Annotated in this window: 10 protein-coding genes; 4 read left to right on the plus strand and 6 right to left on the minus strand. The window is 42.0% G+C overall.

Going from position 1 to position 17,886, the window contains the following annotated elements:
• Positions 1-881: 881 nt before the first annotated feature.
• From LC608_RS36910 to LC608_RS36915, 3 genes are all read right to left on the minus strand, one after another.
• A complete protein-coding gene (locus LC608_RS36910) occupies positions 882-2,915 on the minus strand; it encodes a calcium-binding protein (RefSeq protein WP_267871125.1) in 2,034 nt (677 codons plus the stop codon).
• A 1,071-nt stretch (positions 2,916-3,986) separates the two neighbouring features.
• Complete coding sequence (locus tag LC608_RS18620; protein ID WP_229554937.1) at positions 3,987-6,365, minus strand: S-layer family protein; 2,379 nt, start codon at positions 6,363-6,365, stop codon at positions 3,987-3,989.
• Between the two features lie 27 nt (positions 6,366-6,392).
• Entirely contained in the window at positions 6,393-8,762 is a 2,370-nt protein-coding gene (locus LC608_RS36915; protein ID WP_267871126.1) for a calcium-binding protein, read from the minus strand.
• A gap of 541 nt (positions 8,763-9,303) precedes the next feature.
• On the opposite strand from LC608_RS36915, the gene LC608_RS18640 reads away from it, so the two are divergent.
• On the plus strand, positions 9,304-9,762 hold the full coding sequence (locus tag LC608_RS18640) for a Mov34/MPN/PAD-1 family protein (protein WP_229554938.1): 459 nt from the start codon (positions 9,304-9,306) through the stop codon (positions 9,760-9,762).
• 245 nt (positions 9,763-10,007) lie between these two features.
• Here LC608_RS18640 and LC608_RS18645 read toward each other — a convergent pair whose 3' ends face one another.
• From LC608_RS18645 to LC608_RS18655, 3 genes are all read right to left on the minus strand, one after another.
• Positions 10,008-10,406, minus strand: a complete 399-nt coding sequence (locus LC608_RS18645) for a hypothetical protein (RefSeq protein ID WP_229554939.1) — start codon at positions 10,404-10,406, stop codon at positions 10,008-10,010.
• Between the two features lie 226 nt (positions 10,407-10,632).
• Positions 10,633-12,591 (minus strand): tetratricopeptide repeat protein, encoded by a 1,959-nt coding sequence (locus LC608_RS18650; RefSeq protein WP_229554940.1) that lies wholly within the window; start codon positions 12,589-12,591, stop codon positions 10,633-10,635.
• Between the two features lie 139 nt (positions 12,592-12,730).
• On the minus strand, positions 12,731-13,015 hold the full coding sequence (locus tag LC608_RS18655) for a hypothetical protein (protein WP_229554941.1): 285 nt from the start codon (positions 13,013-13,015) through the stop codon (positions 12,731-12,733).
• Between the two features lie 340 nt (positions 13,016-13,355).
• Here LC608_RS18655 and LC608_RS18660 point away from each other — a divergent pair, with 340 nt between their 5' ends.
• The 3 genes from LC608_RS18660 to LC608_RS18670 all read left to right on the plus strand — a co-directional run bounded on the left by LC608_RS18660 (position 13,356) and on the right by LC608_RS18670 (position 17,407).
• Positions 13,356-13,709 carry a hypothetical protein gene (locus tag LC608_RS18660; RefSeq protein ID WP_229554942.1) on the plus strand — a complete coding sequence of 118 codons (354 nt, stop codon included), beginning with the start codon at positions 13,356-13,358 and terminating at the stop codon, positions 13,707-13,709.
• Between the two features lie 852 nt (positions 13,710-14,561).
• Positions 14,562-15,914 (plus strand): histidine phosphatase family protein, encoded by a 1,353-nt coding sequence (locus tag LC608_RS18665; RefSeq protein ID WP_229554943.1) that lies wholly within the window; start codon positions 14,562-14,564, stop codon positions 15,912-15,914.
• Positions 15,915-16,093: 179 nt separating this feature from the next.
• Positions 16,094-17,407: a dihydroorotase gene (locus LC608_RS18670; protein ID WP_229554944.1), complete on the plus strand. Its 1,314-nt coding sequence runs from the start codon at positions 16,094-16,096 to the stop codon at positions 17,405-17,407.
• Positions 17,408-17,886 lie beyond the last annotated feature (479 nt).

Genomic DNA, 17,886 nt, shown 5'->3' on the forward strand with positions numbered 1-17,886 from the left:
TTGAAGATCAGTAATATTTCTCGAAGATTTCCCATATAAGGAGGCTTTTACGTAGCACTTATCTAACTATAGGACTCACATTTGATTTTTGAACAAAACTCAGTACACCTTTATTTCTTCTTCCCAGTCCCCAGTCCCTTACCTCTACGAGTGATTCAGAAATCAAATCGGATTGCTATATCTTAGACTATCTAAGTTTTAAGCACTGTACAAATTAATCAGCGTGTAGGTTCGGTATGATAGGTCATTTCAGGCTTTTTATCATCGTTGTTCAGTGATTTATAATGATGATAAAAAAATCTGACTATTGAATGTCTCAAACCCACTCTTCACATCTGGTTTTTTGCCAGATCCTAAGTCTTACTAGAAAAGAAAATAGTCAACAGTTGACTCTTGAGCGGTAAAAATATTTTTCTGCCCTCCTTTTGGGCTATTCTTCTTAGGCGTATAGCTTGAAAATAGAGAACATCTAAATATTTTCAAAATAACTACACAGTCAGTATCTTACTTAAATTTATATATTTAAATAAGCATCTTTGCATAATCTTCACGTTATTTGCCGGCGAATGTATATATAACCGCCGAGCTTTATGCATTCTTCATATTGTTTTAGCTTCTAGACAATAAGAAAGCATAAAGCAGTAGGCAAATGTTTAAACGAGTGGGAAAAAATTCTTTGATATTACCAGAATTACGAATGCACACATAAATCAACTAAGCCAATAACACTTGCAAATCATCCGCACACATACTGAAAGTTGAATAACCAAACCCAGCATCTACTCTCTGTTAGCACTAAATTGCATTGATTAATCAAGTGCGAGATGCTATTTTCAGCACCTCGCAATCCCTGCCTAAAGTAATGGAGCGCTAATTAAAGATTAAATAACCACAAAATTGTTTTCGGTTAGTGATAATCCAGCAGATAATTGTGCAAATTTTACCTGAGTAAATGCAGACACACTGCCATCTTGATCAAAGAACAGTCCACCTGTAACATTGTCATAAATGAATCGTTGAGCGATCGCTGTTGCAGATGTGCCAATGGTAAACTGATTTGCAAAGACTGAAGGTGTTGCTAACTCGCCACCAAAACCAGCAGCCGATACCTGAATCAACTCATTAGTGGCGTTGAAATCATAAAGACTATCAATACCCTCATTGTAACTCTTGAAACCAAAGGTATCAGTACCATCCCCTCCAATTAGAGTGTCATTACCGTTGCCACCCGTGATGATATCATTACCAAAATCACCATTAAGAGTGTTATTACCTAATGCGCTGTATGCACTAAGAGTATCGTTGCCATCGCCACCATTAAGCAGATTAGTGCCTGTTGAATAATCAACAATCAAGTTATCAGCACCAGCGCCACCGTTGAGAGTGTTATTTCCTGATGCTCTGCGATAGACTCCTTTGCCAGACTCGCCCTGTTCGTCGTACTCGTAGCCAGAAGCACTAAGAGTATCATTACCATCATCTCCAGAGAGCAGGTTATCGCCTAATGAATAGTCAACATTCAAGTTATCTGCACCAGCACCACCATTAAGGGTATTCTTGCCAGTGCAGGTATAACACCTTCCTCCGTAGCCGTAGCCGTAGCTAGAGCCTGTGAGAGTATCATTGCCATCGCCACCATTGAGCAGATTAGCGCCTCGTGAATAGTTAACATTCAAGTAATCGTCACCAGCGCCACCATTGAGGGTATTTTTGCCAGTGGTGTTATCAAACCTGTAGCCCTCGAAGTCAGAGGCACTAAGAGTATCATTGCCATCGCCACCATTCAGTAGGTTATTACCTGTTGAAATGTTAGCACTCAAAGAATCGTTACCAAGACCACCGTTGAGGGTGTTATTACCATCGGCAAGATTGACGTTAAGATAATCATTGTCATCGCCACCATCCAAGAAGTTATCGCCTGTTGAATAGAAAGCACTCAAGCTATCATTACCAGCGCCACCGTTGAGGGTGTTATTACCAGATACTTCAGGGTCATAGTAGCTACCAGAGACGCTAAGAGAATCATTGCCATTCCCACCATCGAGTAGGTTATTGCCTGCTGAATACTCAGCACTCAAGCTATCGTTACCAGCGCCACCGTTGAGGGTGTTATTACCAGATACCACATCGTAGTCACCTAAGGCCGAGAGAGTATCATTGCCATCGCCACCATCTAATAGGTTATTGCCTGTTGAAAAGTTAACGTCTAAGTAATCGCTGCCAGTACCACCAACGAGAGTGTTATTCCCCGCACCACCAATGAGGGTATCATTGCCTGTACCAGCGCGCAGCAAATCGTTGCCACTTAATCCGTCGATTTTGTCATTACCGCCCTGACCATTAATGACATCATCTGAATTATCTAAACCCTTAATGTTGTTGGATAGGTCATTAAGAAAAGTTACAGTGTTCTTAATCCCTAAGCTCGTTGCAGTGGAGTTGGCATCTAGGACATTAAAGCTGGGGGTAATGCTAGTTTGCCCATCAAATAGGATATTACCAATATCTGGTCTTGTTCCAGAAGCTTTCAAGTTATCCAAGTTTTCTAAGTTGAAATTTTGGAGGATTAATTTTGCCCCAGTCACCTCTTCAAAGCTGATTTCTAGGTTGTTGGCATTCTTGGTCAGCAGCAGATTTCTAGCTGTTAAGCCAGCACCTTGGAATTTTATGGTATCCACTTCGGCAATCACTGCTGCTGTCGGGTTTGTGCCTTTACCTACCCCAGCAAAATCGGTGATGGTATCAATGCCGTTGCCCAAATTGTAAATAAATTTATCTTTGCCACCGCCACCGGTCAGGGTGTCATTACCTTTCTGAGCTGTAATAGTATCATTACCTGCAAGACCCTTAATTGTGTCAGCACCGTTACTGCCCAGTAGAGTATCATTACTGTTGGTTCCAATGATATTTGTCATAATTTTTACCTTATTTAATCGATTGTTGGAGTAACTTTGGTTCTAAGCTCTGTATTAGTGCTGTTTTAGCGCACAAATAACTAGCCGAGAATTGACACTTTCGGCAAGTTTTTTATGTCACTGTTGACAAACAGTAATTATTATCGAAAATTTATCCTATTAACAAGCTTGCAAGTAGCACTTATTTAAGTATTAAAGTTTCACACACTGTACAAATTAATGACTGTGTAGAGCAACTAAAATAAGTCGTCTCAGGCTTTTTCTAATCATCCTTGATTGAATATCAATCACTGAAAAACGTCGGTGAATTAAGCTTAAATGCCTGAAACTCATATTCCATACTTTAATTTTTCAATACGCAAGTATTGTTATCTTGAAAATAGGTAAAGGAATTTTCATACTCTCATTGTGACTATCGCCCGTAGGTATCTAGTTTAAAATAGAGAGCATTTAAATAACAGTCTAATAACCATCTGTAATAACCATATATGAATATTTACCGAGATGTCCATACTTAAAACACATCTTTGTATACTCTTCATATTAGTTGCTGCAATTGTATAGATAAATACTTGTTTTGCGTATCTCTAACATTTTTCTAGTCAAGGATTTATTTGCAGAAAGCAACAGACAAAAAGTGGTTTGAATCAAGGCTTCCAAGGGAGAAAACTTATTAGATGTTTGAAAGAATAGTAAAAAAATATAGAATTAATCGTGGCGATCGCTTAGGTTAGGCTACGCTTACCCAGTGAGCAAGATAAAGAAACTGTGTGGCAATGTACTATATCTAAGTGATAACAGGTACATGTACATAAATGTAAAAATGGAGACATAGCCTAAATTAACTAGTAAAACTGATAAATGATCTGTACACATGCCGAAAGTTGAGGGATGTAGACACCTGTAGACATGCAAAGCGTGGCTTGCCGTAGCTAAGGCGGTTTAAGACAAAGTGAGCCAACACTATTTTCCATTAACATTCATTGCATTAATAAATTGAATGCAAGATGCTATCTTAAGCACCTGGCATTCTCAAGATTTTTTGCTTATTAATGGAGCGCTAATTAAAAATTAAACAACCACAAAATTGCTTTCGGTGAGTGATAATCCAGCAGATAGTTGGGCAAATTGTACCTGAGTAAACCCAGACGCACTGCCATCAAGGTCAAAGAACAGTCCACCTGTAACATTGTCGTAAATAAATCGTTGAGCAGCAGTAGTTGCAGATGTGCCGATGGTAAACTGATTTGCCAAGACTGAAGGTGTTGCTAAGTTGTCACCAAAACCAGCAGCTGATACCTGAATCAACTCATTAGTGGCGTTGAAGTCATAAAGTTTATCAATGCCCTCATTGTAACTCTTGAAAGTAAAGGTATCAGCACCATCCCCTCCAATTAGGATGTCATTACCGTTGCCACCCGTGATGATGTCATTACCAGAACCACCATTAAGAGTGTTATTACCTAATGCGCTGTATGCACTAAGAGTATCATTGCCATCGCCCCCTAAGAGCAAATTAGTGCCTGTTGAATAATCAACAATTAAGTTATCAGCACCAGTGCCACCGTTGAGGGTATTATTTCCTGATGTTCTGTAATAGACTCCTTTGCCAGACTCGCCCTGTTTGTCATACTTATAGCCAGAGGCACTAAGGATATCATTGCCATCATCTCCAGACAGCAGATTGTTGCCTGATGAATAGTCAATATTTAATGTATCGTCACCAGCGCCACCGTTGAGGGTATTCTTGCCAGAAGCGGCGAAGAATTCGTGCATCTCCAAGTAGCCGCCAGAACCGTCGTACAATTGGTAATCCTCTAAGGAACCAGAACCGGAGAGAGAATCATTGCCATCGCCACCATTGAGGAGGTTATTACCTGCTGAATAGTTAACACTCAAGTTATCATTACCAGCGCCACCATTAAGGGTATTATTGCCAGAAGCGGCGATGAATTCGGGGGGACTTAAGAAACCATTATCATAATAAGAGCCAGAACCGGAGAGAGAATCATTGCCATCGTCACCATTGAGTAGGTTATCGCCTTTTGAATAGTCAACATTTAATGCATCATTACCAGCTCCACCGTTGAGAGTGTTATCGCCTAAAGAGCGAACAATGCCGACTCTGGGACTAACACCAGAGGCAGTAAGAAAATCATTGCCATCGCCACCATTAAGTAGGTTATCGCCTTGTGAAGCGTTAACATCCAAGCTATCGCTACCAACGCCTCCATCCAGTAAGTTATTGCCTGTTGAAGAGCCAGCAGTCAAGTAATCATTACCAGCACCACCGTTAAGGGTGTTATTGCCTGAAGCACCAAGATTGTCACTACGAAAGTACTGGAAGCCAGAATCGGAGAGAGAATCATTGCCATCGCCTCCATTGAGCAGGTTATCGCCTGTTGAATAGTTAACATTCAATCTATCGTCACCAGCGCCACCGTTGAGGGTATTATTGCCAAAGACGCTCAATGCATTGCCGTCGGCGTAGTCGCTAGAGGCGTTAAGATAATCATTGCCATCGCCACCATCGAGCAGGTTATCGCCTGTTGAAAAGTTAATATTAAACGTATCGTCACCAGCGCCACCGTTGAGGGTGTTATTGCCAGAGACATAATAAAGATTAGTAGTACTGTATGTTTCGCCAGAAGCATAAAGAAAATCATTGCCATCGCCACCGGAGAGAAGATTATTATTGCCTTCTAAATACTTATAGTTAGCATCCAAGTTATTGCCAATACTACTAAGGATCTTATTCTCCGCACCAGCAAAGAGTGTATCATTTCCTACACCACCAATGAGAGTATCATTGCCCGCGCCACCCCGCAATAAATCGTTGCCACTTTTGCCATCAATAAAGTCATCACCCCCCTGACCATTTATGACATCATCTGAGTTGTCAAAGCCGCTAACATTATTGTTGAGGTCGTTAAGGAAGGTAACTGTGTTTTTATTGAAGATAGTGCTTTGGGTAGAGTTGGCATTGAAGACATCAAAGCTGTCACTAACACTAGTTTGCCCATCAAACTCTATATTGCCTAAGTCTACAGTGGCTCCTGTAGATTTGCTCAAGTTATCCAGGTTTTCCAGGGCAAAGTTTTGCAGGATGACTTTGGTATCATTAAAGTCGTCTTCAAAGGTGATTTCCAGATTGCTACCATTCTGGGTGAGCAGCAGATTTTTAGCAGTGAAGCCTGCACCTTGAAATTTTAGGGTGTCCACTTCGGCAGTAACTGCTGCTGTTGGGTTTGTTCCTTTACCTACTCCACCGAAATCGGTGATAGTATCTATGCCAAGGTTGAGGTATATGTCGTTGCCGAAGTCGTAAACAAATTTATCTTTGCCGCCACCACCAGTTAGAGTATCGTTGCCTGCAAGACCTTTAATCGTGTCTGCGCTGTTAGTACCCAGTAGGGTATCATTCTCGTTGGTTCCCATAATATCAGCCATAATTTTTACCTACCTAAATTAATTTTTTCAGGAACTAAACACAAAATTCTTTTCGGTGGGTGATAATCCAGCAGATAATTGGGCAAATTGTACCTGAGTAAATGCAGAGTTACTGCCATCTTGGTCAAAGAACAATGCACCTGTAACATTATCATAAATAAATCTTTGAGCAGCAGTGGTTGCAGATGTGCCGATGGTAAACTGACTTTGATTAAGTGAAGGTGTTGTTAAGTTGCCACCAAAACCAGCAGCCGATACCTGAATCAACTCATTAGTGGCGTTGAAGTCATAAAGTTTATCAATGCCCTCATTGTAACTATTGAAAGCAAAGGTATCAGTACCATCCCCTCCAATTAGGATGTCATTACCGTTGCCACCCGTGATGATGTCATTACCAGAACCACCATCAAGAGTGTTATTACCTAATGCGCTGTATGCACTAAGAGTATCATTGCCATCGCCCCCTAAGAGCAAATTAGTGCCTGTTGAATAATCAACAATTAAGTTATCAGCACCAGCGCCACCGTTGAGGGTGTTATTTCCTGATGCTCTGCGATAGACTCCTTTGCCTGACTCGCCCTGTTTGTCATACTTATAGCCAGAGGCACTAAGAGTATCATTGCCATCATCTCCAGACAGCAGATTATTGCCTGATGAATAGTCAATATTTAATGTATCGTCACCAGTACCACCGTTGAGGGTATTCTTGCCAGAAGCGACGAAGAATTCGTGCACCACCTCCAAGTAGCCGCCAGAACCGTTGAACAATTCATAATCCTCTAAGGAACCAGAACCGGAGAGAGAATCATTGCCATCGCCACCATTGAGGAGGTTATTACCTGCTGAATAGTTAACATTTAATGTATCGTCACCAGCGCCACCATTAAGGGTATTCTTGCCAGAAGCGGCGACGAATCCTACGTAAACATCATAATAAGAGCCAGAACCGGAGAGAGAATCATTGCCATCGCCACCATTGAGCAGGTTATCGCCTGGTGAAGAGTTAACATTCAATGTATCGTCACCAGCGCCACCGTTGAGGGTATTCTTGCCAGAAGCGGCGAAGAATCCTCCGAAGAATTCAAAGGAGCCAGAACCGGAAAGAGAATCATTGCCATCGTCACCATTGAGAAGGTTATCGCCTTCTGAATAGTCAATATTAAATATATCGTTACCAGCACCACCGTTGAGGGTGTTATCGCCTAAAGAGCGAGCAATGTCGTATCTAGTACCATAGCCAGAGGCGAATAGATAATCATTGCCATCGCCACCATTGAGTAGGTTATCGCCTGTTGAATTGTTAGTATTCAAGGTGTCATTACCAACGCCTCCATTGAGTAAGTTATTGCCTGTTGAATTGTCAGCAGTTAAGTAATCATTACCAGTACCACCGTTGAGGGTGTTATTGCCAGAGGGAGCAATGTAATAGCCATACAGCAAGCCAGAGGCTGTAAGAGTATCATTGCCATCGCCACCATTGAGCAGGTTATCGCCTGTTGAATGGTTAACATTCAAGTTATCCGCACCAGCGCCACCGTTGAGGGTATTATTGCCTGAACTGCTAATGCCTGAACTGCTAATGCCTGAACCGCCCCTGAAATAGTTGTATTCGTCGCCAGAAGCAAAGAGAAAATCATTGCCATCGCCACCATTGAGCAGGTTATCGCCTGTTGAATAGTTAATATTTAATGTATCGTCACCAGTACCACCGTCAAGGGTATCATTGCCCGCGCCACCCCGCAGTAAATCGTTGCCACTTTTGCCATCAATGATGTCATCACCCCCCTGACCATTTATGACATCATCTGAGTTGTCAAAGCCGCTAACATTATTGTCGAGGTCGTTAAGGAAGGTAACTGTGTTTTTATTGAAGATAGTGCTTTGGGTAGAGTTGGCATTGAAGACATCAAAGCTGTCACTAACACTAGTTTGCCCATCAAACTCTATATTGCCTAAGTCTACAGTGGCTCCTGTAGATTTGCTCAAGTTATCTAGGTTTTCTAGGGCAAAGTTTTGCAGGATGACTTTGGTAATATTAAAGTCGTTTTCAAAGGTGATTTCCAAATTGCTACCATTCTGGGTGAGCAGCAGATTTTCAGGAGTGAAGGGAGCACCTTGAAATTTTAGGGTGTCCACTTCGGCAGTAACTGCTGCTGTTGGGTTTGTTCCTTTACCTACGCCACCGAAATTGGTGATGGTATCTATGCCGAGGTTGATGTTTGAGTATATGTCGTTGCCGAAGTCGTAAACAAATCTATCTTTGCCGCCACCACCAATCAGGGTGTCGTTGCCCTCTTTAGCTGTAATGCTATCGTTGCCTGCAAGACCCTTAACCGTGTCTGCGCTGTTAGTACCCAGTAGGGTATCATTCCCGTTGGTTCCAATAATATCTGCCATGATTTTTACCTAATTAAATCGATTTTTTCAGTAATTTCAGTTCTCAATCTTGAATTTAGTGCTGTTTTTGGGCATAAAATTTCATCGAAATTTGACCTTTTCGGCATACTTGACACGCCACCCTTGAAGAAACAGTAATATTTCTTGAAGATTTACTTTATGAAAAGTCTTGTACATAATCAGCTATTCTCCGCAGCTGTCTAGATTGAAAATAGAGAACATCTGAATAAGAATAGGTAGCCTCAAAATAATTACATAGTCAATATTTTACTTAGATGTCTACACTTAAATAAATGTCTTTGTATACTCTTCACATTATTTGCTAATAAATGTATATAGAGATACTAAACTTTGTCTCTTCTTCATATTGTTTTAGTTTCTAGGCAATAATTTTCAGAAAGTAGTAGGCAAATATTTAAATGAGTGATACAAAATACATATTTAAATAGTGCGATCGCTACGATTATTCCTAGCCTACGCCTAGCAATATCTTATATCTGTGCAAAAATAATTATAGGTTACTAAAATTACAAACGCATAGATGATCCGACTTAGCCAAGAACACTTGCAAACTATCCGCACCCATGCAGAAAGCACCTATCCAGATGAGTGCTGTGGTATGGTTTTGGGCTATCAGGCTAATGGGGGTAAAATTGTGGTAGAAGTCATACCAACAGAAAATGCCTGGAATACAGAAGCCGCAGCTGAGTTTGTAGGGGAATACACAGCAGATAGTAAAAGACGGCAATACACGATCGCACCCGAAGTTATGTTAAAAACACAAAGGGAAGCACGTAATAAATCGCTCAACATTATTGGCATTTTTCACTCCCACCCAGATCATCCTGCTATCCCTTCAGAATGCGATCGCCTATATGCTTGGCAAGGATACTCGTATATAATAGTTTCCGTTCAAAAGGGCAAAGCTGGAGAACTCTTAAGCTGGAGCCTTGATGATACTCATTATTTCCAAGCAGAGGCTATTGAAAATATAATTTAACAGCTTAATTTCAGGCGTTGCTGAATTGAAGTATGAAATGAAATTCTAAAATAGAAATTAGTCGGGGAATTAAGCTTTATCTTAAAATAGCGATCGCTATTTGATTAAAACATTTAAATATTAACGTTTTGTACTCATAATGTAATCTAAGAGGTTGTTTGAAAAGTCCTCTTCTCGGTAACAAAAAGTTTTAGATCCCCCTAAGTCCCCCTTAAAAAGGGGGACTTTAATTCCAGTGTATTAAACTATGATGCAGTTTTAGCATTCTCATTAGATGCTTCTTTAGAAGTCGTCTTTAAACGTGTTGCTGTGCTTTTGCGGATGCGATCGCTTTTACGAACCCCACCCGCCATTTCATATTCACGGCTATCTTTGCCGTATTTAAAAGCAACCCCAATGAGCATTTTCTCAGTTAGATCGCTTAAAGTTCTATCCAATTCGTCCATCTCAGTTTTAGAAGAGTCAATCACGGCTAGAGCAGTATTATAAGCATTTATCTTGGTACGGTATTGCTCAACTAGTTGTGTCATGCTTTCCATGTTGCGCCCATCGCCAAAATCCATAGTAGGATCGATGGCTTTAAGTCCCGCCGTTCTGAATTCAGCTTTTTCGAGAACGCGGTATGTACGTTTTTGACGAGACATAAATATATCCTTTTTATCTGCTTTAGAGCTAGTTTGCCTCACTAAAGCTGGATCTTAGTTCAGTAAAACCCTCAGAGATTAGTATCTAATATGACTATTAATTCAGTATTTAGCGCAAAAATCATGAGTTTGTGAATGAAACTCGTGATTTTGTGAGTGAAACTCGTGAGTTTGTGAATGAAACTCGTGATTTTGTGAATGAAAACCGTGATTTTGTGAATGAAACTCATGATTTTGTTAATGAAAACCATGATTTTATTAATGAAAACCATGATTTTTTTTGTTGGATTCTTTGGAGTTTGGCTGTCGCATCTTCTACAAAGATTTGATAGGGAATCTCTCTAGCAAGATTAATAGCGCGATTGAGCGCATCTATAGCCTCTTTTTGCCGTCCCAGTTTTAAGAGAATTTCAGATGTGAAGTAAATCAAATTACGACTTTGGCTATACTTAGTACCAATTTGGGTATACAGTTCTAACGCTGCCTGACAATACTCTAAACCCAAAGTTAAATTTTTTTGCAAGATGCCGATTGCTTGTAAAGTATTAGCTTCACCCAAGTGATCGCCTATGTCGCGGTAGAATGCTAATGCTGCTTCGTAGCGCTCTAAGGTTTCGCTGCGTCGGTCTAGGAACTGCAAGACATCGCCAATTGCTATTAATGTATTAGCTTCACCCAAGCGAGCGCCTATGTCGCGGTAGAATGCCAATGCTGCTTCGTAGCGCTCTAAGGCTTCGCTGCTGCGTTTGAGGAACTGCAAGACATCGCCGATTGCTCTTAATGTATTAGCTTCACCCAAGCGATCGCCTATGTCGCGGTAGAATGCCAATGCTGCTTCGTAGCGCTCTAAGGTTTCCCTGCGTCGGTCTAGGAACTGCAAGACATCGCCGATTGCCTTTAATGTATTAGCTTCACCCAAGCGATCGCCTATGTCGCGGTAGAATGCCAATGCTGCTTCGTAGCGCTCTAAGGCTTCGCTGCTGCGTTTGAGGAACTGCAAGACATCGCCGATTGCTATCAATGTATTAGCTTCACTCAAGCGAGCGCCTATGTCGCGGTAGAATGCCAATGCTGCTTCGTAGCGCTCTAAGGCTTCGCTGCTGCGTTTGAGGAACTGCAAGACATCGCCAATTGCTATTAATGTATTAGCTTCACCCAAGCGAGCGCCTATGTTGCGGTAGAATGCCAATGCTGCTTCGTACCGCTCTAAAGCTTCGCTGCGTCGGTCTAAGAACTGCAAGACATCGCCCATTGCTATTAATGTATTAGCTTCACCCAAGCGAGCGCCTATGTTGCGGTAGAATGCCAATGCTGCTTCGTACCGCTCTAAAGCTTCGCTGCGTCGGTCTAAGAACTGCAAGACATCGCCCATTGCCTTTAATGTATTAGCTTCACCCAAGCGAGCGCCTACGCCTATGTCGCGGTAGAATGCCAACGCTGCTTCGTAGCGCTCTAAGGCTTCGCTGCGTCGGTCTAGGAACTGCAAGACATCGCCAATTGCCTTTAATGTATTAGCTTCACCCAAGCGATCGCCTATGTCGCGGTAGAATGCCAATGCTGCTTCGTAGCGCTCTAAGGCTTCGGGTGCTCTATAAACTCGAAATTGTGCTTTACCTGCCCAATAATAAACTTCTGCTTTAGCTGGAGTTGCCACTTGCTCTGCTGCAACCTGTTCTAATAATGCTGTTATCAGCGATTCTAGTTCGGCAACACGAAAATTATTATCCCAGTTTTGTGCTAAATCCCCAAGCTCACTGCCTTCCCACTCCCGGTCAACTACAATTAAGTGATACAGCCATTCAATTTGAGTTTCTGGCTGTTCATTGGCGCTGCCAAAATACTCAACTGCTCGTTGCGACAACGTGATAAACTCATCACGACGTTCTTGCCGCAGATGTTTTAACATCAGATTTCGCGTCAAATCATGAACATTATGCCCTCTATCAGGAAACTCTTCCACAAAAGGTAAAGCTTGCAATTCTGTATAAAGCTGAGATGATTGGGTTTGCAATTCTGGGCGCAGTGCTGCCAAAATCTCTGCATTAAACCAGTGTGGCACTACCGCCGCCCATACAGCCGCAGCTAACTCAGGCGAAAGCGTCGAAAGTAAACTTTCCGTGACAATCCAAGAGCGTTCCTCATCTGTTTGTGCCTTTGCGAGCTTCTGCAATAACTCACTATTCATTGCTGTTTGCTCTTTAGGGCTTGTAAGGTCTTATCAATTTCCTGAGGTTGTCTTTTGAGTATTAACATCGCTATGTTTACCTCATCTCAATTGAAAGGCAGTTTTTTGTTTTGGCTGTAATCATACCACGCCTCTTTATCTAAAATGGCTTCCAAGCAACAACAGTGATGTAAATCCATCCACTTGTCGGTTGAGGAATCTGCTGCCCAGCAATTACTAAAATTAACTTGGGTGTATCAACAACATCTGCTAAAAATTTGCCCTCTAACCAGTCTGCCAATTCTTGGGGAGCTTTTTCGTAAGTATCAAACAAAAACACCAGTTTTTGGGGAATTCTTTGCAAGTCGTAAAAAAATGCCTCGCGTAGTTCAGTCAAACGAAAATTCCGCGTACTTTGATCTACATTAGATAATGGGTTACGCATACACAATCTTACGGCTTTCTGTGGTGAGTGCGTTGGCGTAGCCCGCCGTAGGCATCGCACTAGAGCGACTGTTAAATATCCTTAATTTCATCTTGGCATATCTCAACCAACTTAATTGCGATCGCTTAGAAACTGAACCAGATAACCCTACTGTCCAACTTGTACAAATCTAAGCAATACGATGACAGTATAAGTAACTTTAGATAGAGCCGGAATCATTGACGTTATAAATAGATACGCAATAAAATTATTGTTGTAGAACCTAATGATAGAGTTAATCAAAACAATTTTCCCAGAGAATAATAGACGAGCAATATTAAAGATAATTGGGAGAAAAGGAATGAACACCAAAATTATTGCTTTCTTGGGGATTACGGCAGCCTTTGCAAGCTTAGGAAGCCAAGTATACGCACAGTCACCAACATCAAGCTCAAATCTAGAGCAATACAGATCAACTGGTAATTCTCTCATTGGAATTGATCGAAGAACAGCCCAAGAAGACTTTAAAAGCTTTTTTGAGCAAACTAATCCAGCAAGCATCTCCAACAATAATAGAAGAGACAATAAAACTCCAGTCACAATACAGTTTAATGAATCATTATCACAGCCAGACAGTTCTGTTTTCTTAGCACCGGCTCAGTCTGGGAATGACAATGATGGATTGCAAGTGCAGTTAGATATAGGGAGAGAATAATTTGGGTATAAAGGTTGACGCTGAAGTTTCGAGCGTAGATGCCTTATTTGCCTGCTCATGAGCAAAAACAAAGTTGGCTTACTCACCCACGTTTCGCTTTTAGGGCAAGGGAAGCAGGGGGAAGAAAAATCATTTTGATTCCAAAAATTGGATAATTGATTTTTTAGAGTTCTCCAAAGTTCCAGGCTAACAGCTAAAGTCTACTGAAATCGAGTAGAGATTTTTGACTATATTTAGTCATCTTCAGATGACTTTAGCTATTAGCAAGGAACTGAAGTTCCTTGCGGGACATGATTTTTACGTTAAATCCCCCTACTATTCATCGTGTTGCAAAAATTTCGTCAATAGTATCAGACCAAATATTTCTGCTTGAATCAAAACAGTTTTGTTAGGAAATATAGCCCTTCTCGAATGGAAGCAATCATTTTGACCTCACTTCCATTCCTCTCTCCTAAAAGGCTACGGTGTACACACAATTCTTCTAGAGTTACCCCACAGGCTTTGATCCCCCCAACCCCCCTTAAAAAGGGGGGCAAAAACCTTTCAAAGTCCTCCTTTTTAAGGAGGATTTAGGAGGATCTACAAGACTTTGGTTTTGTATAAAGATGCGTGTACACCATAGGCTTTGATGCTCACTCCCCTTCCCTGCGAGGGAAGGGGCTGGGGGTTAGGTCTGGATTTCACGCAATTGAGAACCGCTATATTGTTAACACAGCAGCAATTTTAGCTGCTCATCCTACGTCCTCTACAAACATAAAGTTTCTTATCTAACTAAATCTGCCTTCCTAAATTGCTAAATGTGCAATCATTTTGCAGTAAAATTAATCGTCTAGATAAGAGGAGGGCTTTTAGATGACTCGTGTCATCATTGTGCGCCACGGTCAAAGCGGTTATAACACCGAGCGGCGTATTCAGGGACGCACTGATGCGTCAACATTAACCGAGAAAGGTCGTAACGATGCCAGTAAAGTTGGCAAAGCCCTCAGCAATATTTTATTTAATGCGATTTACAGCAGTCCCCTGCAACGAGCGAAACATACAGCAGATATTATCCATAGTGAGTTAGCTACTCATCCTGAACAGTCTGCTGTAATCCAAGTTTCTGATTTGCTGCTAGAAATTGACTTACCTTTATGGGAAGCACTGCTAACTGCTGAAGTTAAGCAGAAATTTGCCGAAGACTACCGCACTTGGCATCAACGCCCCGACGAACTGCGGATGCTGCTAAATGATGCACAAGGAACAAGAGAACATTTTCCTGTTCTTGCTTTATACGAACAAGCGCGGCACTTTTGGCAAGAAACTTTGTCCCAACATCAAGGCGAAACTATTCTCATAGTGGGACATAACGGCATTAATCGCGCCTTGATTAGCACAGCCTTGGGAATCCCCCCAAGTCGCTACCATTCAATACAGCAATCTAACTGTGGTATCACCGTACTAAATTTTGCTGGAGGATTGGGGGAACCAGTTCAGCTAGAATCCTTAAATCAGACGCAACACACTGGGGAAAGTCTACCCTCATTGCGACCGGATCATCAAGGAATACGGTTGTTACTGGTGCGTCACGGTGAAACTGACTGGAATCGCCAAACCAGGTTTCAAGGGCAAATTGATGTCCCCCTCAACGACAACGGTAGACAACAGTCACAAAAAGCAGGCGAATTTCTCCAAGACGTAGCGATTGATTATGCTGTCAGTAGCCCAATGCTGCGCCCTAAAGAAACAGCAGAGATCATCCTAAAACAACATCCTAATGTAAAGTTAGACCTGCAAGATGGTTTAAGAGAAATCAGCCACGGACTCTGGGAAGGAAAATTTGAAACCGAAATAGAACAAGAATATCCCGGAGAGTTGCAGCGCTGGCGGTTAGTACCAGCCGAAGTGCAAATGCCTGAAGGAGAAAATTTGCAAGAGGTGTGGGAACGTAGCGTTGCAGCTTGGCAATCAATTGTAGAAACCGCATCAACTAATCAATTCAAAACTGTATTAGTAGTAGCTCACGACGCAACTAATAAAACCTTACTTTGTCACGTTCTAGGTTTATCGCTGGAAAATTTCTGGAATTTCCGTCAGGGTAATGGCGCAGTTAGTGTTATTGACTATACTTGGGGAATCGATAGTTTACCAGTATTGCAAGCGATGAACATCACCGCTCACTTCGGCGGAGGTGTACTAGATAAAACAGCAGCAGGAGCGTTGTGAAAAAGAGACGCGATGAATCGCGTCTGTACAAAGGTTAGGGATAAAGTTAGGAGTGAAAAATTATGAGTGATGAATAAAGTTAGAAGTGATGAGCGAGGAACAAATAACTTTTAACTCTTAACTCTTGTACAGGCGCGATTAATCGCGTCTCTACCCCTAACTCATAACTAAAAACTTTTATGATTGAACTGCTGCAAAAAGTACGGGTAATTGACCCAGTTTCTAAAATCGATGAACTTTTTGATGTGCTGATTGCTGATGGTTATATTCAAGAAGTAGCTTCGCACATTACTGACATCAGCCCCGATACTCCAATCAGAGATTGTCGGGGATTAGTTATCGGCCCCGGGTTAGTGGATTTATACAGCCATTCCGGTGAACCAGGGTTTGAAGAACGAGAAACCCTATTGTCTCTCTTGCAATCTGCTACTGCTGGGGGCTTTACCAGAATTAGCATCTTACCCAATACATCCCCAGCTATTGATAATCCTGCACTTGTGGCACAGTTGCAGCAAAAGAGACACGGGGAGATGAAACAGAGGGAAAAAATTAATTCGGCTCCCCCTGCTCCCCCTGCCTCCCCTGCCTCTCCTCTCCCCCTGCTTCATATCTGGGGTGCTATCACCCTAGATATTGCTGGCAAGCAAATGACGGAATTGGCAGATTTAGCGTCTGCTGGAGTTGTTGGTTTTAGCGATGGTGAGCCACTGGAGAATTTGGCGCTGGTGCGGCGAGTGTTAGAGTATGTCCAGCCGTTGGGTAAACCAATCGCATTTTGGCCAAGCGATCGCCAGTTATCAGCAAATGGTGTAATGAGAGAAGGAGCAGATGCTCTGCGTTTCGGTTTACCCCCAATACCCGCCAGCGCCGAAACTAGTGCGATCGCAGCAATGCTTGAATTGGTTGCAACCATCGGTACACCAGTCCATATTATGCGCGTCTCTACATCTCGCAGCGTGGAACTCATCGCTTCAGCTAAGGCTGCTGGTTTACCCATCACCGCCAGCACCACCTGGATGCATCTTTTACTTGATACAAAAGCAGTTAAGAGTTATAACACTAGCTTGCATTTAGACCCGCCATTAGGAAATTCTAGTGATGTAGCGGCGTTACGTGCAGGAGTGCGTGCAGGTGTGATAGATGCGATCGCTATTGACCACACACCCTACAGCTACGAAGAAAAAGTCCAAGCCTTTGCCGAAGCGCCTCCAGGAGCAATTGGTTTAGAGTTAGCATTACCTTTGCTGTGGCAATATCTCGTTGAAACTGAGGAATTTACAGCTTTAGAATTATGGCGGGCATTGAGTACTAGTCCAGCAGAGTGTTTGGGGCAAAAAGTCAGTGCGATCGTACCTCATCAACCAGCAGAACTTACTTTATTTGATCCCGAGCAAATCTGGAAAGTCGAACGGAAAAGTCTTTATACACTTTCACAAAATACACCTTGGTTAGGACAACAGATTAAGGGTCATGTTGTGCAAACTTGGTGTTGAAAAATGCCAAACACTCTGAGAGGATGTTTGATATCATGTACGGTTGAAGACTTATCATTTAAACTGACGCGTCCCCGCACCAAAGCGTCAGCCTAAATCATAAGTGATTAAGCAAACATCAATAAGTCGGACTCCAAATCATGGCCAATTCTGACGACTGATGCCTTTATTCTTTGTTGTTACAGACAGCAATTTTCGTCTTAAATAGACCACGCCTTACGGGCACAGCATTGCTCATTGGTGTCAACTTAAGCTAAAACCCTTTTCAAACCTCGTTTCTAGCCTCTAACTAGAAATGCAAATCAATTGCGGCAGAGCCGCAAGTCTTTATTCATGATTGCGATACTTTAACCTTTATGTCCTTTTTGTCAACACCCCACCACTGAATTCTTAGGACTTCTCTTTTTGTGAATGCGTAAGTCTTATAACCTTAAATTAATCAATTTTTAACTTTTTTGGAGCAGCATTTGTAGTACAAA

This window comes from Nostoc sp. XA010 (genome assembly GCF_020829625.1).
GTDB lineage: Bacteria > Cyanobacteriota > Cyanobacteriia > Cyanobacteriales > Nostocaceae > Nostoc.

Coding starts and splice junctions, on each gene's coding strand:
- LC608_RS18660 (WP_229554942.1), top strand. CDS start 13,356: ATGAACACCAAAATTATTGCTTTCTTGGGGATTACGGCAGCCTTTGCA.
- LC608_RS18665 (WP_229554943.1), top strand. CDS start 14,562: ATGACTCGTGTCATCATTGTGCGCCACGGTCAAAGCGGTTATAACACC.
- LC608_RS18650 (WP_229554940.1), bottom strand. CDS start 12,591: ATGAATAGTGAGTTATTGCAGAAGCTCGCAAAGGCACAAACAGATGAG.
- LC608_RS18640 (WP_229554938.1), top strand. CDS start 9,304: ATGATCCGACTTAGCCAAGAACACTTGCAAACTATCCGCACCCATGCA.
- LC608_RS36910 (WP_267871125.1), bottom strand. CDS start 2,915: ATGACAAATATCATTGGAACCAACAGTAATGATACTCTACTGGGCAGT.
- LC608_RS18655 (WP_229554941.1), bottom strand. CDS start 13,015: ATGCGTAACCCATTATCTAATGTAGATCAAAGTACGCGGAATTTTCGT.
- LC608_RS18645 (WP_229554939.1), bottom strand. CDS start 10,406: ATGTCTCGTCAAAAACGTACATACCGCGTTCTCGAAAAAGCTGAATTC.
- LC608_RS36915 (WP_267871126.1), bottom strand. CDS start 8,762: ATGGCAGATATTATTGGAACCAACGGGAATGATACCCTACTGGGTACT.
- LC608_RS18670 (WP_229554944.1), top strand. CDS start 16,094: ATGATTGAACTGCTGCAAAAAGTACGGGTAATTGACCCAGTTTCTAAA.
- LC608_RS18620 (WP_229554937.1), bottom strand. CDS start 6,365: ATGGCTGATATTATGGGAACCAACGAGAATGATACCCTACTGGGTACT.